Genomic DNA, 17160 nt, shown 5'->3' with positions numbered 1-17160 from the left:
GACGCGCCGTTGCCGCCCGGACAGCCCCATTCCGTGTCAGGATCAGGGTATGCCTGACCGCCTGATGCTGCTGGACACCGCCTCGCTGTACTTCCGCGCCTTTTACGGCCTGCCTGATTCGATCCGCCGTGCCGACGGGATTCCTGTCAACGCCGTCCGGGGACTCCTGGACATGATCGCCAGGCTGACCACCGACTACGGGACCACCCATCTCATCGCGTGCTGGGATGACGACTGGCGGCCTCAATGGCGCGTTGACCTCGTCCCCACCTACAAGTCCCACCGCGTGGCGGAAGCCATCACGGACGCCCCGGACGTGGAGGTGGTGCCGGACGCCCTCGAGGCACAGCTTCCCATGATCCGGCGCGTCCTGGGCCTGGCCGGAATCGCCATCGTGGGTGCTGCCGACCATGAGGCCGACGACGTTGTAGGCACCTACGCCAGCCACGCCGGCTTTCCCGTCGACGTCGTCACGGGGGACCGCGACCTCTTCCAGGTCTGCGATGACGCCCGCCAGGTGCGGGTGGTCTACACCGCGCGCGGGATGAAAAACCTTGAGGTCATGACCGAAGCGGTGGTGGTGGGGAAATATAAGGTGCTGCCGCAGCAGTATGCGGATTACGCCACCCTTCGCGGCGACGCGTCGGACGGCCTGCCGGGTGTGGCCGGTATCGGGGAGAAGACGGCAGCGTCGTTGCTCCTGAAGTACGGAACCCTCGAGAACCTGCTGGAGGCAGCGGCGGACCCGGGCAGCGGCCTGTCGTCACCTGTCCGCGCCAAACTGGATGCCGCCGCCGATTACCTTGTGGCCGCGCCCGCCGTCGTACGCCTTGTGCGGGACCTCGACCTGCCTTCCCTGGAGGACGCCGGCGCCCAACTGCACCCTGTCACCGGGGAGGCCCGCGCGGAACTCGAAGGCCTCGCCACCGAATGGAACCTCGGCGGATCGGTCCGGCGGCTCCTCGACGCGCTGGACCGCACCCCGCGAAGCTGAGCTGCAGGGCACCCGCGCTGCGGTGGCTATCCGGGCCTGGCGGCGAAACTGCCCATTTCTTGAGCAAAAGTGACATGTTTGGGCAGCATTCCTGCCGTTAGGGTGGCTTCAGTGGTTCAAGCAGCCGGGCCGCTCCCAAAGGGGGGATTGGAGTGCTCATGGCCGACAGCCCGGACACGCAGGGCAGCGCCGAAGCGGACGCGAAGCAAAGCGGTGCCGGCGACGCGCCCGAGGCCGGGGATGGTGAGCAGCAGGAGGAGCCCCCTGCTGCCCCGCCCGAGGCGCCCCCTGCCGCCGAGCCTGAGGCGCCCCGCCGTCCCCGCCTTTACGGCTACGATCCGGACCAGTGGCCGGAGCTTGGTTGATGCCGGCTTCCGCGCACAGGTATCCGGCCGGCGCCGCCAGCAGACAAGCCAACCATGGCGTGGCTAAGCTTGGTGTGTCCGGACGATCAGCCTGCTGACGAAAGCGCGGTGAGTGCAATGCCGAAGACGGGAAAGAATGACCACGCCCGCAAGGACGAGCTCCCCTCAACCCTGCAGCGCTCGGACCAGAAAGCGCAGGACACGTTCGCGAAGACCTACGATTCCGCCATGGAGTCCTATAACAAAGACGAAAGCCGCGCCGCCCGCGCGGCTTTCGCCTCCTTGAAGCACAGCTACGAAAAGGTGGGGGACCACTGGGAGCCCAAGGAGAAACGCGGCCCTTCTGACAAACGGGCGGAAAAGGGACTCGACGCGGACGAGCCCACCGCCGGCGGCGTGGACGCCAACGCCTCAAAGAAGCACTTGTTGGAGCGCGCCCGGGAACTGGATATCGGCGGCCGCTCAAAAATGGACAAGGAAGAGCTCGTCAAGGCGCTGCAAAAAGCCAACGACGCCGCCACCCGCAAAGCACGCGAAAAATAGACAGCAACCAGGCAAAGACGCCAGGAGGTTCCGATGTCGGTTAGAGGCACCAAGGACGCAGCAGGCACGGCCGGGCGGGGCGGGCCGGAAGGTCGCCCGGGCAACGCTTCTGCCGCAGTGTCGCCGCGGGACCCTGCCCTCGTCAGGAATGTGGCACTCGTGGGCCGCTCCGGTGCCGGCAAGACCACACTGGTCGAGGCATTGCTTGAGGCCAACGGGATGATCACCCGGAAGGGCTCGGTGGTTGACGGAACCACCGTGAGCGACTCCGATCCCGCTGCCATCCACCAGCAACGCTCCGTGGCACTGTCAGTGGTTCCGCTGCCGGTGGCCGGAATGAAGATCAACCTCCTGGATACCCCCGGCTATCCGGACTTTATTGGCGAGCTCCGCGCAGGCCTTCGCGCCGCCGATGCCGTCCTTTTTGCCGTCTCCGCCGTTGACGGCGTGGACGCGGGCACCACCGCGATCTGGCAGGAGTGCCAGTACTTGGGGATGCCCCGGGCAGTGGTCATCACCCGTCTCGATCACCCCAGGGCAGACTACGACGGCGTCCTGGCAGCCTGCCGCGCGGCGTTCGGCGACACCGTGCTTCCGCTCTACGTCCCCGTCCGGACCGGCGGTGACGTCACCGGCCTCCTGGGCCTGCTGTCCGGGACGGTGTACGAGTACCCGCCGGACACCGCGGGAGCGGCGGCCCGTGCCGGTGAGCCGCAGGAGATTGCGGCAGCGGACGCTGTGCGGGCCGAGCTGATTGAGGGGATCATCGCGGAAAGCGAAGATGAAACGCTGATGGAGCGTTACCTTGGGGGCGAGGACATCGATGCCGGAGTCCTTATCGCGGACCTGGAGACCGCCGTCGCGCGCGGCTCCTTCTTTCCTGCGGTGCCAGCCTCGGCGCTGACCGGGCTGGGCACGGCGGAACTGCTGGAGCTGCTCACCAAGGCGTTCCCCTCCCCGCCGGAGCGCACCCTTCCGCGGGCAACCGACCTTGCCGGAGCGCCCGTCCGCGCCCTTGCCTGCGACCCCGAAGGGCCGCTGGCCGCCGAGGTGGTTCGCACCACGGTGGACGCCTTCCTGGGACGCGTCTGTTTGGTCCGGGTGTTCTCCGGAACCCTGCGGGGGGACACCCCGGTACACGTGAGCGGCCATGGGCTGGCAGACCGCGGACACCAGGACCACGACACCGATGAGCGGCTCACCCACCTTTACTCGCCGCTCGGAGCCACCCTTCGGCCCGTGCCATTCTGTATCGCCGGCGATATCGCCGCGGTGGCAAAACTGGGCAGCGCAGAGACCGGAGACACCATCTCAGCCAAGGACCAGCCATTGTTGCTGGCCACCTGGGAGATGCCCGAGCCGCTGATGCCAGTGGCCATTGAAGCCGATTCCCACGGCGACGAGGATGCCCTTGCCCGCAGCCTCGGGAAGGTGGCCGCCGGTGACCCCACCCTCCGGGTGGAACGGAACGCAGAAACCCACCAGCTGATCCTCTGGTGCATGGGGGAGGCCCACTCCGAAGTGGTGCTGGACCGGCTGCGGGACCAGGGCGTTAAACTGCACACCGTCGAGGTGGTGACGCCGCTGCGGGAGACCTTTTCAGCCCGCGCGGCGGGGCATGGGCGCCACATCAAACAGTCCGGCGGGCACGGCCAGTACGCGGTCTGCGACATCGAGGTTGAGCCGCTGCCCAGGGGCAACGGCTTCGAATTCATCGACAAAACGGTGGGTGGCGTGATCCCCGGAACGTACATCTCTTCGGTGGAGAAGGGCGTCCGTTCGCAGATGCAGAAGGGCGTTGCGTCCGGCTTCCCGGTGGTGGACGTCCGCGTGACCGTGGTGGGAGGCAAGGCACACAGCGTCGACTCCTCGGACGCGGCTTTCCAGGCAGCCGGGGCCCTGGCCTTGCGGGAAGCGGCGGCGGCAGGAAAAATCCAGCTGCTGGAACCTGTCTCGTCCGTGGCGATCAGCGTCCCGGACGAGCACGTGGGGACCGTCATGAGTGATCTTTCGGGGCGCCGCGGCCGGCTGACAGGCACCAACTCCTCCGGCGGGGACCGGACCGAGATCACCGCGGAAGTGCCGGACAAGGAACTCCTGAAATACGCGGTGGAACTGCGTGCCCTGACAGCGGGCACCGGCACGTTCAGCCGCCAGTACATCCGGCACGATCCCGTCCCCGGCAATATGGCCGCTGCCGGCGCCGGAAGGTGAGCCCTGCGCTGCGGGTCTAGGGTCCCTGCGGGGTGTGCTGCTCCACGGTGCCGGGAGCGATGTTCCGGGGCGTAGTTTTCCGCGGCGCGATGGTGAGGGACGCGACGCGCTGCAGCCGTGGGTGGAGCTGGTCGCCGCCCTCCACCACGCCTTTCTGCCACCACAGGTTCATGCCTTCGGGCGCGACCTCCAGGCATGCCAGGTTGTTGTCGAACCAGGGCCCTTTGATGCCCGACCATCTAAAGGGCGGGTCCGGGACCTTCGCGGAGCGCGCCGCCAGTGCGCCCGAGGATGCCGCCAGCCCGTAGGACGAAATCGCCGTGACAAACCGCATCAGCCGCGGCAGCGGGTTCCGGATGGGAGAGCAGACCGCCTGGATGATCCTGCTCCCCGTTGACCGCTGCACTTCGGCGACGTAGGAAAAATGGACGTCCCCGGACAGGAACATTACGGTCTCCGGCGCGTCCCCGCGTTTGCCGTCGGCCACTTCGGTGGCCAGGACGGCAAGGCGCTGGAAGCTCTTCTGGAAGGCTGCCCAGTGTTCGAGGTCCAAAGCCTGGCGCAGCTTCTCCGCGGCTTTGGCGGGCAGGCTTCCCCATGCTCCCTCGGCGATGGCTTCGTTCCACGACTCCACGTAATGCAGCCCCATCGGCAGCAGGAAAGGCAGCGAGGTGGCAATGAGCAGGTGCCGGAACCCGCCGCGCATGCTGTCATCCAGCCAGGCCATTTCGACGTCGTCCAGCAGCGCCCGCCGGTCCGGGGAGAGATTCCGGGCGGCACGGGAGTCCACCACCAACAGCCTGGTGTCGCCGAAGTCCCGGCAAAGGCTCCACCGATAGGTCTCGGGATTGGCATCGGCGCGTTCCACGATCCGGTCCAGCTCAGCACCTATGTCCAGTTCGTTGTCGCCGGTGTGGCGGACCACCCGCTGCCACAATGCGTCCTGTGCACGCTCCTCCGGGGAGAGGTTCCCCAAATGCTGGTACACCCAGTAGGACGCCAGCCCCGAGACCACCCGTTCGTGCCACCACGGTGTGGCCGCCATCTCCTGCTTCCAGGTGCGGGATGCGTTCCAGTCGTCCCGGATATCGTGGTCATCGAAGATCATGGTGCTGGGCAGGGTGGACAGCAGCCACCGGTTGGCGGGGTCGGACCAGGCCAGGTAGTAAAGGTGGGCGTATTCTTCGTAGTCCTTGAGCTCCTTTCCCGGCGGTTCCTTGATGCTGCGCCGGGAGCGGATGAACTTCTGCATTTGCTTGCTGGTCGAGTCCGCGTAGACCTGGTCACCCAGGAAGGCCACGAGGTCCGGCCAGGGGGTGCCGTCGTCGGACGCCATCTGCAGGGCGTAGGCACGCAGGGAGTCGACGCCGTGGCTCCGGTTCCCGGAGGCATCGTGCGGGACGCTGGTGCGGCAGGAGCCGAAGGCCAGCCGGAGCGGCCTGCCAGGTGCCAGGGTCGCAATTTTCGAGGCCGGCAGGCCGGATTCCGGATCGGGCCACACCGTGGTCCCGTCCACCTCGAGAGTGTAGGGAGTCACAGTTCCCGGCGCCAGCCCCATTACCTCCACCAGCGCGTAGTGGTGGCCGTGGACGGCGAAAGTGCGGGCACCCCAGCTGTTGACTCCGGCGCGGACCGTCACCTGCGAGGCGCTGTGCGTCTCCACCCAGATGCTCGCTGAAGTTTCGTCCACGAATCTCATCATGGGGCCGAGCACCAGGGGCGATGTCATGAATAAGTTGTACCCGCTCCGCAGCGGCGGCGCCATGGTCAGGAGCTGAGGGTGCCCCTGACGATGCTGACGCTGGAGTGCGCCGGATTGCCGTCGAGCGGTTCATCGGAGATGTCCACAATCGGGTAGCCGGAGAGGTCCAGTCCTGCCGGGACGTCAAAGCGGCCGGACGAGGAGTTCATGATCCCCAGGCTGACCAGCCGGGAAAGGTCCGGGGCAATGAGCCAGACTTCCTGGTATCCCCGGGCCTCCGTTTTGTCCAGCTGCACCTCAATACTCCGCGAACCGTCGCTGGCCTCTGTCACGGTGGCGGACCCGGAGGCGGTAAACCGGTCCAGCGGTTCCAGCCGGGCCGATGCGAGCGGCACCGGGGCAGCCGTCTGGTTGACAGCCACAACAACCCCGGTAGTGATCACGACGGCGGCCGCTGCTGCCGCCAGCCACGTGGCCGGCCGGCGTAGCCAGGTTACGTTGCCGCTTGTTGTGGGGGGCAGCGGTTCCGCTGGCTGCTTTTTCACGGGGTTCAGGGCCGCAGGTGCACCTGCCGTGGGAGCGCCTGTCGCGGGAGCCGCTGTAGCCGAAGCTTCCGCCGCCGAAGCGCCCGCCGGTGTTTCGCCGGCACGGGCGGGGGCCAATGGGTCCGCAGCGACGGCCCCGGAGAGTCCCAGTGTCCGGTGGATGCCTTCCCAGACGTTCGCGCCCGGACGCTCAAGATGGCTGGCATCAGGCGTGGTCCTGACGGCGTGGACGGCCCGGCGGAGTGCGGCGTACTCGGCTGCGCATTCCGGGCAGGCACGGAGGTGGTCGATGCTGCCGGCGTCCATCGGCTCGTCCAGAGCGAACAGGCTAAGGGCTTCGGGGTCAAGGTGCTGCATGATCCACCTCCAATCTGTGTCTCAGGTGGCTAAGGCTGCGCCGGATGTGACTCTTGACCGTACCAAGGGGAAGGTTCAGCCGCCGTGAAATCTGGTCATGGGTCAAGTCGTCGTAAAACGCCAGGCGCATGATGGAGCCCTGGGGTTCGCCAAGCCGGTCTAGCTCCCCGTCCAGCAACAGCCGGTCGGCCAAAACTTCGGCAGAAGCAGAGGCGGACGTGTCCCCGGCATCGGGCTGAAGTTCGGCGGCCGCGAGTACCTTGCGGTTTTCCCGGGCGGATGCGCTGAGGGCATCGGTGACGGCGTTCCGGGTGATGCCAACAATCCATGCCGGCAGTTCCGCCTTGTGGGGGTCGAAAGTGGACCGCGATTTCCAGACGCGGATAAAGACTTCCTGGGTGACGTCGTCGGCCGCGCTGCGGTTCCTCAGCGCCCGGAGAGCCAGTGTGTACACCAGGGGAGAGAACCGCCGGTAGGCCTCTGCGAGCGCGGTTTCGTCGCCGGCGGAAAAGGATTGATCCAGCTGCGGGTTCCAGCCCCCCAGCACGGGCGGCCGGGACGCGGCGGTGCTGCCGTGTTGCTCATCGCCGGAAGGCGCCTGGTCTGAAGGTGCCAACCCGGCCTCCTTCCCCTCCTCGGCGTTGAGTGTCAGGGCTGCGTAGCGGCTCATTCCAGTTCCGCAGTGACTATGACATTGTCACTGTAGTCTTGTCTCTCGTCCAGCCATCGGCCTCCGCAGGTCACGAGCTTGAGCTGGTGCGGCCCGTCGCGGCGGAAGAGTGAACCGCCGTCGAACTTGTCCTTGGCCATCAGTTCAACGGAGCGCACCCGGTAGTTCAGGGCCGGTGCACCGTGGCGGTCGACGGTAATGCGAGTGCCCGGCGCCAGGTCCCTCAACTGGGACAGCGGGGCCAGGTCAGAGGCGGTGTCCACGTGCCCCGCCACAACGGCTGAACCCGCCGCCGCGCCGGGGGCAGGGCCGTGCCGGTACCAGCCGGCCTGGTGGAAGGCGTCGGGGAGCTCCATAGCGCCGTCCGGGGAGACGCTGGCTTCCACGATGTCCATGCTGATGGTGGTGCCCTCCACTGTCAGGAAGCGTGGTTCGGGGTCCGGCGGAGCTGGCGGTGCGGGGGTGGCGGCGCGCACCGCAATGTCCGGCAACGCGGCGGGTACACCGGAGGAGGCCGGTGAGGCTGCGGCTCCGGAATTTGTGGCGGGCCGGGAAGCGTCCGGCGAGTTTGTGGCGGGCCGGGAAGCATCCGGCGAGGAGGGTGCCTGTGTGCCGCATCCGGACAGCAGAACCGCCGCGGCGAGGACGACGGCGGCTGCCGGCCGGCGTGACTTCGCGGCCACAGAGGCGGTGGCCCCGTCCGTAACGTCCGCCGAACTACGCGACCGTTGCGACGTCGTCGTGCCTTTCATGGGAACAACCTCATCTCCGAGAGTCTGCAGGAAAATCCGCAGCCGGTTCGGTGGGGACATTATGGCGGACCCCGGCCGGCCGGAGGGAATTCCGGTCGGCCGGGGTCCCGGTGTTCAGAGCTTAGGGCTGGTCAGCCTGCTCCTCTTGAACGTGATGCTTAGCTTGCCCTGCGCAGGGCCACCGCGCGGGAAGCCGCCACGGCGCCGAGCAGGAGTGCAAGCCCGGCAGCTCCGAAACCGGCTACTGCCATGGCCTGTCCTGCGGCACCTTCGTCAGCGGCACCCGAGCGTCCGCCCGGGACAGCTCCCGGGGCCGAGTGCAGGCCCTCGATCGTCTGCACGGCGAGCTGCAGGTTCTGGTCAGTCAGGCTGCCCCAGGCGTACACGATGGTGTGTGTGCCTTCGGCTACCGTGACGTCAGCCGGGCCAATAACGGGCTCGGTAGTCCCCGCCGCTGCCACAGCTGCCGGGACGGTGCCGGGATCAAGGGTCAGGGTCTGCTCATTCGGGTTGGCCAGGTTGGAGATGACAGCGGAGCCGGCGGCCAGGACGTCCACGGCGGGAGCCGCTGCGGTGTGCCGGACGGTCAGTTTGCCCTTGCCGGCTGCAATCTGCGAGACGTCGTTGGTGAAGAGGTTCGCGGTGGGCTCGCCGGCGGCATCCAGGTTGGCCACCGCCGTGTAGTTGCCGTTGGCGGCGAGGGTCACGTTGACCGGGCCGATAACGGCAGCGGTTGCGTCTGCTGCGTCGGCAGCGGTGATGGCAAGGGCATAGTTTCCGGCCGGAAGAGCCAACGGCCCGGCAAGGGTGCCGGGAGTGAAGTCATCCAGGGTCCGTTCACCATTGACCCACACGTCAACGGTCAGGCCCGGGACTCCGTGCAGGACGGACAGCTGGGCGTCTCCTTCCGCCGCCTGGGCCGGGCCCGCGAAAGCCAGTGCTGCCGCGATTGCCACTGCTCCTGATGCGAAAATGCTGGGGCGCATGATTTCTCCTTCTGAGGCCCGCTGGGCGGGCGGTTTTTGCTTACACCCCTACTACCGGCACATCCGGTCATCTGGATGCAGATGCATGGAAGTTTTCTGAAAGATTTTTCGGACGGGCGCGGCCCTGCTCCGTTACGGCAGATGTACCGGCATGACCCGCCGTTGCGGTGCGCGTCGGTACGTTGCAAAGCGGTTGAACGCCGGGAAGGGCAGATGGTTTGGTGAGGTAACGATCCAACGAGAGGCCATCCATGACAGCCACCTCAGATCTTGCTCCCCGCCGGCTTCGCGATATTTTCGGGACTTTCGCTACCGGCTTGACGGTGATCACCAGCGCCACGGAAAAGGGCCCGGCGGGGTTCACCTGCCAGTCGTTCGCATCGTTGTCCCTTGAGCCGGCCCTCGTGACCATCAGCCCGGCAAGGACATCCAATACGTGGCCGGTGCTGCGGCAGGCGGGCTCATTTGCCATCAACATCCTCCCCGCGGAACACCAGCACCTCGCGGGGCAGTTCGCCAAATCGGGAACGGACAAGTTTGCCGGCGTTGGCTACTCCGCCTCGCCGCTGGGGAACCCGATCCTTGACGACGCCCTCGCCTGGATCGACTGCGAGCTCCAGGCGGAGTACGACGGCGGTGACCACACCATCGTGGTGGCTGCCGTGCGGCATCTGAGCGCACGGCAGGACGCCGAACCGCTGGTGTTCTTCAAAGGCGCCTACGCCGGGATTGCCCCTGCTGGCCGCCTGCTTGAAGCGGCCGGCTAGCACGCAGCCTGCGGATGGTGCCGTGATGGCGCCAATAGACAGATCCGGCCGTTCAGAATGATATAAACGCGACGAGTTCGCCCACCCGGTCCTCGGGGTAGTTGCGGGCAATGTCTGCCTGGCTCAATACCCCCACCAGGTTGTGCCCATCCAGCACGGGCAGCCTGCGCACCTGGTGGTCCTGCATGGTCCGGATGGCATCCTCAACGGAATCATCAGCGCTGATGGTGACGGGTTTGCCCTCCGCAAATTCTCCGGCCGTTGCCGTGCGCGGATCCCCGCCGGCTGCCAGGCACTTGATGACAATGTCACGGTCTGTCAGCATGCCTTTGAGCCTGTTGTCCCCGCCGCAGATCGGCAGTGATCCCACGTCGAGTTCCTTCATTTTCCTTGCCGCTGCCTCCAGCGTTTCGTTCTCGTTCACGCATTGCGCGCCGCCGCTCATGATGTCCCGTGCCGTTGCCATGTTCGTCTCCCTCATCCGTTATTGCGGGCCTCGTCTGCGGCCGGTCCACAAGCCCAACGGGGGAGCCGTTCGCGGCTTCTTGCGTCGGAAGGCCCGCCGGATGAAAAAGATGCTAAACCTGCCGACTATTGGTGTCCATGGCTGCGGCGGACCCTGCTGGCCCCACTGTCCCGGGTGGATGGGTTCTTGCTTCGCGAAGATGAAGTAGTAAGCTTGCTGATCAATAGTAATAAGCTTGCTGATTAATCCAGGATTGGAGTAGGGCCATGGGCGCAGTTATTGGTGCCGCCTCGGCAGTGGCAGTCACCGCTGCCGGAGCAGCCGCGGCTCTGAGTGCCCCCTTTGGCGCTGCCGGGAACGGGGGCCAGTATCTCGCGGGCCATGTGATGTTGGGGCTGGGACTCGGTCACGCCATCGCCATTCTGCTGCGTGTCGCCACCAGGCGCCTCATGGCTGGGCGGACCGTCAGCATGGCTGAAGAGGATACTGCAGCAGCGCCCGCGCACATGGCCACGGTCACCGTGCTGCCCGCCCGGCCCCCGGCGATGGCTCCGCTGCGGGGCAGGCATGCCGCCTGAAACGCAGCCGCAGCAAGGCAAAGCGGGCATCCCGGCTGGAATGCAGCAGCCGCGTCAGAGCATAGCCGGCAGGCCTCCCGAAACGCAGCCGCCGTATCAAAACAACGCCGGCAAGCCGCTTCTGCAGAGCCTCCGTACCTGGCGGACCGCTGCGGTGCTCGTGGCCGTGGCCGGCCTGGCCGCGGCCCTGATCGCTGCCACGCCGCTCCTGCGGCCGGCGGATCCGGATGAAGGCACGCTCCGCGGGCTGCAGATACGGGTGCTGACCATCAGCCAGGCCGCAGCCGAGAACCGCATGGATGGGGCCCTCGCTGCATTGGACGCGCTGGAGAAAGACGTGAACGACGCCGCCGGACGGGGCCAGATCTCGTTGTCCAGGTACCGCGGAATTGAGGCAGCCGTGGACTCGGTGCGGGCGGACATCACCGGCCGGATGGCAGCGGTGTCGGCGGCTGTGGCCCCGACGGCGGGAACCGCGGACACCCCTGCGGCTACCGAACCCGCGCAAGTGCAGCAGCCAGTCGACGTTGAGCCCCAGCTGCCCGTCGTCGTACCGGCAGCGCCCGCTCCGGCGCCCGTTCAGGAGGCACCGGTGCTGCCGCAACCGGCAAAGGACAAGAACAAGGACAAGGGGAAGGGCAAAGACCAGGGAAAGCAGTAGTCCAACTTCCGGCACAATGGACGGATGACTTCACCGGGCAGGCAGCAGCAGCCGACCACCGGTAAACCCTTCGACATTGGGGCTATCGGAGCAGGCCTGGCCTTCGCCAGTTCAGCCCAGGCACTGGTGCAAGCTCTGACCGGCGGTGGCAACCACGGCGGACCGCGCGCTGTGGGCGGCGGTTATGACGGCGGCCCCCGCGCCGCAGTGGTGCAGGCGCCGCCCGGAACCGGCAAAACCACGCTGGTTCCGCCCCTGCTCGCGAACCTCACTGCGGAGGGTGCCGGGCGCGTGGTGGTCACCCAGCCGCGACGGGTTGCTGCCCGTGCCGCCGCGCGCCGGCTCTCGGTCCTGGACGGCAGCCGGTTGGGCAGCCGCGTTGGCTACACGGTGCGGGGAGAGCGGCAGGGCGGTTCCGGGACGCTGGTCGAGTTTGTGACACCCGGCATCCTGCTCCGACGACTGCTGTCCGACCCCGGCCTCGACGGGGTAGCAGCTGTGGTTTTGGACGAAGTCCATGAACGGGGGCTGGAGACCGACCTCCTCATCGGCATGCTCGCAGAGGTCCGGGAACTGCGCGGGGACCTCACCGTCGTCGCCATGTCCGCAACCCTGGACGCAGCCCGGTTTGCCGCCCTGCTCGCCAATACCGACGACGGAACCCCGGCTCCCGTCGTCGACTGTCCCTCGGTGCTCTATCCCCTGAAGACGGAGTGGCGCCCTGCTGCGGGAGCGCGCCTGGACGGCAGGGGAGTCACACCCGCCTACCTCGACTACGTTGCCGCCACCGCCGCGGAGGAGTTGACGCATGCGGTAAGCGTAGACAGCTCCACTGATGCCCTGGTCTTCGTCCCCGGTGCGAGGGAGGTCTCCCGGGTAGCGGCTGGGCTTCGCGGCCGGCTGGGACCGGGCATTGACGTCCTCGAGCTTCATGGCCAGGTGGGTCCGGCCGAGCAGGACCGCGCAGTGTCGGGTCGCCTGCCCGGGGGCAGCGCCAGGATTATCGTTTCCACGGATCTTGCGGAGTCCTCCCTCACGGTCCCGGGTGTCCGGCTGGTCATCGATTCCGGCCTCACCCGGGAACCCCGGCGCGACGCCGGCAGGGGCATGAGCGGGCTGGTCACCGTTTCCTGCTCCCGTGCCTCAGCAGACCAGCGCGCGGGGCGCGCAGCCCGCCAAGGTCCCGGGCGGGTGGTCCGCTGCTACGACCAGCAGGCTTTCGGTGCGGCGCCGGCCCACGTGACGCCCGAAATCAAGGTCGCGGACCTGACAGGGGCCGCCCTGCTCCTGTCATCCTGGGGTTCGCCGCGCGGTGAGGGGCTCGCGCTGCCCGACCAGCCGCCGCAGCAGGCGATGGACGAGGCGATGGAGGTCCTCCGCGAACTTGGTGCAGTCACCGACGACGGCCAGACCACCGGCATGGGAAGGCTCCTGGCCACCATTCCGGCTGATCCCCGGCTGGCCCGGGCCCTGCTCGACGGGGCGGCATTCGCGGGACCCGCACCGGCAGCGGAAGCAGTGGCACTGGTAACGGGGGATCACCGCGCGCCCGGCGCAGACCTGACCCGGCTGCTGTCCCAGGTGCGGAACGAAGCAGGGCCGGAAGCGCGTCGCTGGGCCGAGGACGCCCGCCGCCTTGCGTCCCTCGCACAGCAGAGCGCGCCCTCCGCTTCTCCCGCACCGCCGGCCGCGGTCACCGGCGCGGCCGTGGTGGGCGCCGTCGTCGCACTCGCCTTCCCTGACCGGGTGGCACGCAGGGTGGACGGCGACATCCCCAACCGCTACCTTCTGACTTCCGGGACCCGCGCCGGGCTGCCCGCCGGCAGCTCCCTGTCCGGCCACGAATGGCTGGCGGTGGCGGAAGTGACCCGCGCCGACGGGAGGGACGCTGCCGGAACCGGCGCCGTGATCCGCTCGGCGGCGCCCCTCTCGCCGGAGCTGGCGGAGGCTGCCGCGTCGCACCTCCTGACGGACGCCGTCGAGGCGCAGTTCACGGGCGGCCGCATCTCGGCACGGAGGGTCCGCCGGCTTGGGGAAATCGTTTTGGCGTCCACACCGGTCCGCCCATCACCCGCCGAAGGACGCAGGGCAGTAGCGGTTGCCCTGCAGAGGGAAGGCCTGGGTTTCCTTGACTGGTCGACGGCGGCCGATGCTTTGCGCCGCCGTCTGGCCTTCCTGCACCGCGGGCTGGGTGCGCCGTGGCCGGACGTGGCCGACCAGGCGCTGCTGCTGCGGCTGGAGGAATGGCTGGGACCGGAGCTTGAAGGCCTCGCCGGCGGAGCGGCCGCACGCGCCATGGACCTGGTGGACCCGTTGCGCCGCCTCTTGCCCTGGCCCGAGGCCGCCAGGCTTGATGACCTGGCCCCGGAGTGGCTTGAGGTGCCCAGCGGATCGCGGATTCGGATTGAGTACCCGGAGGTCGCAGACAACACTGCGCGGCCGGTGGTGGCGGTCAAGCTGCAGGAGTGCTTTGGGTGGGCAGAGACGCCGCGGCTGCTCAACGGCCGGGTGCCGGTCCTTTTCCACTTGTTGTCACCGGCCCGGCGTCCCCTGGCCGTAACGGACGATCTGACGTCATTCTGGTCCGGCCCCTATTCGCAGGTCCGGGCGGAAATGCGCGGCCGATACCCCAAGCATCCCTGGCCCGAGGACCCTTGGACGGCGCCGGCCACCGCACACGTTAAGCGGAGGAAGTAGCCGCACAGGGGGAGGGGCCGCCGCCACAGGGAATACGGCGTGAGATCTCCGATACACAGTTGAAACTTCGCGTCGATGGGCTGAAACATCCGGTAGTTAGGCTCATATGCACCTGGATGACGTTGTCCACACCCCGACCCAAAGGACGTGCAGATGTTTCTCCTCACCAGCCTCAATCTCTTGCTCGACGGCCAGCGCAATGATGACGGCCGATCCCACAACGGCGACGGAATATCCGAATCCCCCCAGGGACAGTTGAGCTCCGCGGCCTGGGAAGGCTGGTGGCAGGACGACGCCGCGTAGCGGGCGTCCCGCGGGCCTGGCTACCCGGCCCCTGCCCCTAATCCTGGCTCCGGGCTCCGCTTGGGGCAGGTATCAGGAGTGGTCGCGGATGAAGGCAGCCACCGGAGTTGCGAGGGAAGCGCCCACCTCGTCGGCAGTACGTTTCAGGCCCGCGACGGCGAAGGAGTGGTCGCCGCCCGCCAACCACTGAAGGACAGCGTTGGGCCCGATCCGTGACACCACGCCCGTCAGGATCCCGGCTGTGGCGAACGTGTCCCGGCTGCCCTGCAGGAACAACATGGGTGTGGTGAGCCCGTACAGGTGCTTGTCCCGGAGTTTGTCCGGCTTGCCCGGCGGGTGCAGGGGATAGCCCAGGTACACCAGCCCGGCGGCGTCCATCCCCTCGGCCACCGCCATGGATGCCATTCGCCCACCAAAGGACTTGCCTGCCGCCCATATCGGTCCCTCATCGTTGTGGGCTGCTGCCTGCTCAGCCGCTGCCGCCATGGCTGCGCGCCACGCGGCGATGGCCACAGGAGGCCGGTCCGGAAATTTCCGGCCTGCTTCCCGGTACGGAAAGTTGAACCGCAGCGTTGCTGTTCCCAGCTCATTCAACGCCGCGGTGAACCCGCGCAGGAACGGGTGCTCCATGCCGGCGCCGGCTCCGTGGGCCACCACAACGGTGGCGGACGGATTATCCGGGCGGGCGTAGGCGGCACTGACGGTAACGTCGCCCACCGTGAGGGTCAGGGGCACTTCTGAGACGGGCATGCCTCCATCATGCCGGACCCGGCAGCCCAAATCCGTCCGCGTTCTGCAGCCGGGGTGTACGTTGTCCCCATGGCGAGCGAACAGACCACCATCGCAGTTCCGGGCCCCCACGGCGAGCGCGAGATGCGCATTTCCAGTCCCAGCAGGGTGCTCTGGCCCGATCTGGGAATTACGAAACTCGACCTTGCCCGCTATTTTGCCGACGTAGGCGAGGCGTTTGTGGCCGCCAACGGTGACAGGCCGGTGGCGCTGCAAAGGTACAAGGACAACGTTGATGGCGAGATGTTCTTCTCCAAGAACCCGCCCAAAGGAACCCCCGAATTCATCCGGACCACGAAGGTGGTCTTCCCGAGTGCCCGTTCCCATCCGATGCTGATCCTGGACGAACCCGCCGCGGCCATCTGGGCTGTCCAGATGAACACCATCGTTTTCCACCCCTGGCCCTCCCGTACCGCGAACACGGACAACCCGGACCAGCTGCGCATCGACCTGGATCCGCAGCCCGGCACCGACTTCGGTGATGCCATCCCCGCCGCGCTGGTGCTGAAGGAGGTCCTCGCCGAAGTGGGGCTCACCTGCTTCATCAAGACCTCAGGTAACCGGGGACTGCATGTGTACGCACCCATTGAGCCCGCCCGCGAGTTCCTTGACGTCCGGCATGCCGTGATTGCTGCTGCCCGGGAAGTGGAACGCCGGATGCCGGAGAAAGTCACTACCGCGTGGTGGAAGGAAGAACGGGGAAAGAAGATTTTCCTGGACTTCAACCAGGCAAACCGCGACCGCACCATCGCCGGCGCCTACAGCCCCCGGGCGCTGCCGCACGCCTCGGTGTCATGCCCCATCACCTGGGATGAGCTGGAAACCGCGGATCCGAAGAACTTCACCATCCTCACCGTGCCGGACCGGCTGAAGACCGTGGGGGACCCCTGGGTCGACATGCACAACAACGCCGGAACGATCGACACGCTTTTGGAGTGGTGGGACCGCGACGTCAAGGCCGGCCTCGAGGAGATGCCCTTCCCGCCGGACTACCCGAAGATGCCGGGCGAGCCGCCGCGGGTCCAGCCGAGCCGCGCACGAAAGCAGGATTAGCGGCCTTCAGCAGCCCTTGGCACCCTATTCGAAGCGGGACGGGTCGCCTGTCCCGCGACGGACCACCTCGGCCACGCCGCTGGAAAAGTCCACCACCGTGGTGGGTTCTGATCCACAGTCGCCGGCGTCGATCACGGCGTCCACCTGGTGGTCCAGGCGCTCCTTGATTTCCCAGCCCTGGGTCAGCGGATCCTCCTCGTCCGGCAGGAGCAGGGTGCTGGAGAGCAGCGGCTCCCCGAGCTCAGCCAGCAGCGCCTGCACCACCCTGTTGTCAGGGATCCTGACGCCGACGGTCTTCTTTTTGGGGTGCAGCAGGCGCCGCGGAACTTCCTTGGTGGCGGGCAGGATAAAGGTGTAGCTGCCCGGAGTCACGGACTTGATGCTGCGGAAGACGTCGTTGCCGATGTTCACGAACTGCCCCAGCTGGGCGAAATCGCGGCAGACCAGCGTGAAGTGGTGCTTGTCGTCCAGCCGGCGGATGGCCCTGATCCTGTCCAGGGCGTCCTTGTTGCCCAACTGTGCCCCCAGCGCATAGCAGGAGTCCGTCGGGTAGGCGATCAGCCCGCCGTCGAGCACTATCCGTACTGCCTGGGCGATGGCGCGGGGTTGGGGATCCTGCGGGTGAACGTCAAAGTATCTGGCCATGCACCCGAGCCTACGTTCCCTGCCCCGCCGCCGCACGCATCAACGGCCGGGGGATACCAAAAGCAGTCAATTG

General features: G+C 67.4%; 18 protein-coding genes. 10 read left to right on the top strand and 8 right to left on the bottom strand.

Going from position 1 to position 17160, the window contains the following annotated elements:
* Positions 1–49: 49 nt before the first annotated feature.
* The 4 genes from ACFVYC_RS13250 (at position 50) to ACFVYC_RS13235 (ending at position 4116) form a co-directional block, all read left to right on the top strand.
* The gene (locus ACFVYC_RS13250; protein WP_387550574.1) at positions 50–994 is read left to right on the top strand and encodes a 5'-3' exonuclease H3TH domain-containing protein; all 945 of its coding nucleotides are present in this window, start codon (positions 50–52) and stop codon (positions 992–994) included.
* A gap of 158 nt (positions 995–1152) precedes the next feature.
* Positions 1153–1359 carry a hypothetical protein gene (locus ACFVYC_RS13245; protein WP_387550571.1) on the top strand — a complete coding sequence of 69 codons (207 nt, stop codon included), beginning with the start codon at positions 1153–1155 and terminating at the stop codon, positions 1357–1359.
* 117 nt (positions 1360–1476) lie between these two features.
* Positions 1477–1902 carry a ChaB family protein gene (locus ACFVYC_RS13240; RefSeq protein WP_387550807.1) on the top strand — a complete coding sequence of 142 codons (426 nt, stop codon included), beginning with the start codon at positions 1477–1479 and terminating at the stop codon, positions 1900–1902.
* A gap of 33 nt (positions 1903–1935) precedes the next feature.
* Positions 1936–4116, top strand: a complete 2181-nt coding sequence (locus ACFVYC_RS13235) for an elongation factor G-like protein EF-G2 (protein WP_387550568.1) — start codon at positions 1936–1938, stop codon at positions 4114–4116.
* A gap of 16 nt (positions 4117–4132) precedes the next feature.
* Here ACFVYC_RS13235 and ACFVYC_RS13230 read toward each other — a convergent pair whose 3' ends face one another.
* From ACFVYC_RS13230 to ACFVYC_RS13210, 5 genes are all read right to left on the bottom strand, one after another.
* Positions 4133–5845 carry an alkaline phosphatase D family protein gene (locus tag ACFVYC_RS13230; protein WP_387550565.1) on the bottom strand — a complete coding sequence of 571 codons (1713 nt, stop codon included), beginning with the start codon at positions 5843–5845 and terminating at the stop codon, positions 4133–4135.
* 38 nt (positions 5846–5883) lie between these two features.
* Positions 5884–6720 carry an anti-sigma factor domain-containing protein gene (locus ACFVYC_RS13225; protein ID WP_387550563.1) on the bottom strand — a complete coding sequence of 279 codons (837 nt, stop codon included), beginning with the start codon at positions 6718–6720 and terminating at the stop codon, positions 5884–5886.
* Positions 6707–7390: an RNA polymerase sigma factor gene (locus tag ACFVYC_RS13220; protein WP_387550560.1), complete on the bottom strand. Its 684-nt coding sequence runs from the start codon at positions 7388–7390 to the stop codon at positions 6707–6709. The genes ACFVYC_RS13225 and ACFVYC_RS13220 overlap by 14 nt, the downstream gene beginning before the upstream one ends.
* Complete coding sequence (locus ACFVYC_RS13215; RefSeq protein ID WP_387550557.1) at positions 7387–8142, bottom strand: class F sortase; 756 nt, start codon at positions 8140–8142, stop codon at positions 7387–7389. Before ACFVYC_RS13215 ends, ACFVYC_RS13220 begins: the two co-directional genes overlap by 4 nt.
* A gap of 158 nt (positions 8143–8300) precedes the next feature.
* The gene (locus ACFVYC_RS13210; protein ID WP_387550554.1) at positions 8301–9128 is read right to left on the bottom strand and encodes a DUF4397 domain-containing protein; all 828 of its coding nucleotides are present in this window, start codon (positions 9126–9128) and stop codon (positions 8301–8303) included.
* 251 nt (positions 9129–9379) lie between these two features.
* Here ACFVYC_RS13210 and ACFVYC_RS13205 point away from each other — a divergent pair, with 251 nt between their 5' ends.
* A complete protein-coding gene (locus ACFVYC_RS13205) occupies positions 9380–9895 on the top strand; it encodes a flavin reductase family protein (protein ID WP_387550551.1) in 516 nt (171 codons plus the stop codon).
* 52 nt (positions 9896–9947) lie between these two features.
* Here the strand turns inward: ACFVYC_RS13205 and ACFVYC_RS13200 are convergent, their stop codons facing one another.
* Complete coding sequence (locus ACFVYC_RS13200) at positions 9948–10361, bottom strand: CBS domain-containing protein (RefSeq protein WP_387550548.1); 414 nt, start codon at positions 10359–10361, stop codon at positions 9948–9950.
* Positions 10362–10627: 266 nt separating this feature from the next.
* Here ACFVYC_RS13200 and ACFVYC_RS13195 point away from each other — a divergent pair, with 266 nt between their 5' ends.
* The 4 genes from ACFVYC_RS13195 (at position 10628) to ACFVYC_RS13180 (ending at position 14600) form a co-directional block, all read left to right on the top strand.
* Positions 10628–10939: a hypothetical protein gene (locus ACFVYC_RS13195; protein WP_387550546.1), complete on the top strand. Its 312-nt coding sequence runs from the start codon at positions 10628–10630 to the stop codon at positions 10937–10939.
* The gene (locus tag ACFVYC_RS13190; RefSeq protein ID WP_387550543.1) at positions 10929–11600 is read left to right on the top strand and encodes a hypothetical protein; all 672 of its coding nucleotides are present in this window, start codon (positions 10929–10931) and stop codon (positions 11598–11600) included. The genes ACFVYC_RS13195 and ACFVYC_RS13190 overlap by 11 nt, the downstream gene beginning before the upstream one ends.
* Before the next feature lie 24 nt (positions 11601–11624).
* Positions 11625–14297, top strand: coding sequence for an ATP-dependent helicase HrpB (gene hrpB / locus ACFVYC_RS13185; RefSeq protein WP_387550540.1), 2673 nt, complete (start codon positions 11625–11627; stop codon positions 14295–14297).
* Between the two features lie 153 nt (positions 14298–14450).
* A complete protein-coding gene (locus ACFVYC_RS13180; RefSeq protein WP_387550537.1) occupies positions 14451–14600 on the top strand; it encodes a hypothetical protein in 150 nt (49 codons plus the stop codon).
* Between the two features lie 72 nt (positions 14601–14672).
* On the opposite strand, the gene ACFVYC_RS13175 is transcribed toward ACFVYC_RS13180, so the two are convergent.
* On the bottom strand, positions 14673–15350 hold the full coding sequence (locus tag ACFVYC_RS13175) for an alpha/beta family hydrolase (RefSeq protein ID WP_387550534.1): 678 nt from the start codon (positions 15348–15350) through the stop codon (positions 14673–14675).
* Positions 15351–15419: 69 nt separating this feature from the next.
* Here ACFVYC_RS13175 and ligD point away from each other — a divergent pair, with 69 nt between their 5' ends.
* Entirely contained in the window at positions 15420–16442 is a 1023-nt protein-coding gene (ligD, locus tag ACFVYC_RS13170; RefSeq protein ID WP_387550531.1) for a non-homologous end-joining DNA ligase, read from the top strand.
* Positions 16443–16466: 24 nt separating this feature from the next.
* Here the strand turns inward: ligD and ACFVYC_RS13165 are convergent, their stop codons facing one another.
* A complete protein-coding gene (locus ACFVYC_RS13165; RefSeq protein ID WP_387550528.1) occupies positions 16467–17087 on the bottom strand; it encodes an L-threonylcarbamoyladenylate synthase in 621 nt (206 codons plus the stop codon).
* Positions 17088–17160: the final 73 nt, after the last annotated feature.

Source organism: Pseudarthrobacter sp. NPDC058329, assembly GCF_042879835.1.
Lineage (GTDB): Bacteria > Actinomycetota > Actinomycetes > Actinomycetales > Micrococcaceae > Arthrobacter.
The sequence above is the reverse complement of the archived record's forward strand: the minus strand, read 5'-3'. Positions and strand labels throughout refer to the sequence as shown.

Bases quoted from the DNA above. Each gene is read 5' to 3' on its own strand.
- ACFVYC_RS13250 (WP_387550574.1), top strand. From the start codon at position 50: ATGCCTGACCGCCTGATGCTGCTGGACACCGCCTCGCTGTACTTCCGC.
- ACFVYC_RS13190 (WP_387550543.1), top strand. From the start codon at position 10,929: ATGCCGCCTGAAACGCAGCCGCAGCAAGGCAAAGCGGGCATCCCGGCT.
- ACFVYC_RS13220 (WP_387550560.1), bottom strand. From the start codon at position 7,390: ATGAGCCGCTACGCAGCCCTGACACTCAACGCCGAGGAGGGGAAGGAG.
- ACFVYC_RS13230 (WP_387550565.1), bottom strand. From the start codon at position 5,845: ATGACATCGCCCCTGGTGCTCGGCCCCATGATGAGATTCGTGGACGAA.
- ACFVYC_RS13205 (WP_387550551.1), top strand. From the start codon at position 9,380: ATGACAGCCACCTCAGATCTTGCTCCCCGCCGGCTTCGCGATATTTTC.
- ligD (WP_387550531.1), top strand. From the start codon at position 15,420: ATGGCGAGCGAACAGACCACCATCGCAGTTCCGGGCCCCCACGGCGAG.
- ACFVYC_RS13165 (WP_387550528.1), bottom strand. From the start codon at position 17,087: ATGGCCAGATACTTTGACGTTCACCCGCAGGATCCCCAACCCCGCGCC.
- ACFVYC_RS13240 (WP_387550807.1), top strand. From the start codon at position 1,477: ATGCCGAAGACGGGAAAGAATGACCACGCCCGCAAGGACGAGCTCCCC.
- ACFVYC_RS13210 (WP_387550554.1), bottom strand. From the start codon at position 9,128: ATGCGCCCCAGCATTTTCGCATCAGGAGCAGTGGCAATCGCGGCAGCA.
- ACFVYC_RS13215 (WP_387550557.1), bottom strand. From the start codon at position 8,142: ATGAAAGGCACGACGACGTCGCAACGGTCGCGTAGTTCGGCGGACGTT.
- ACFVYC_RS13225 (WP_387550563.1), bottom strand. From the start codon at position 6,720: ATGCAGCACCTTGACCCCGAAGCCCTTAGCCTGTTCGCTCTGGACGAG.
- ACFVYC_RS13245 (WP_387550571.1), top strand. From the start codon at position 1,153: ATGGCCGACAGCCCGGACACGCAGGGCAGCGCCGAAGCGGACGCGAAG.
- ACFVYC_RS13200 (WP_387550548.1), bottom strand. From the start codon at position 10,361: ATGGCAACGGCACGGGACATCATGAGCGGCGGCGCGCAATGCGTGAAC.
- hrpB (WP_387550540.1), top strand. From the start codon at position 11,625: ATGACTTCACCGGGCAGGCAGCAGCAGCCGACCACCGGTAAACCCTTC.
- ACFVYC_RS13235 (WP_387550568.1), top strand. From the start codon at position 1,936: ATGTCGGTTAGAGGCACCAAGGACGCAGCAGGCACGGCCGGGCGGGGC.
- ACFVYC_RS13180 (WP_387550537.1), top strand. From the start codon at position 14,451: ATGTTTCTCCTCACCAGCCTCAATCTCTTGCTCGACGGCCAGCGCAAT.
- ACFVYC_RS13195 (WP_387550546.1), top strand. From the start codon at position 10,628: ATGGGCGCAGTTATTGGTGCCGCCTCGGCAGTGGCAGTCACCGCTGCC.
- ACFVYC_RS13175 (WP_387550534.1), bottom strand. From the start codon at position 15,350: ATGCCCGTCTCAGAAGTGCCCCTGACCCTCACGGTGGGCGACGTTACC.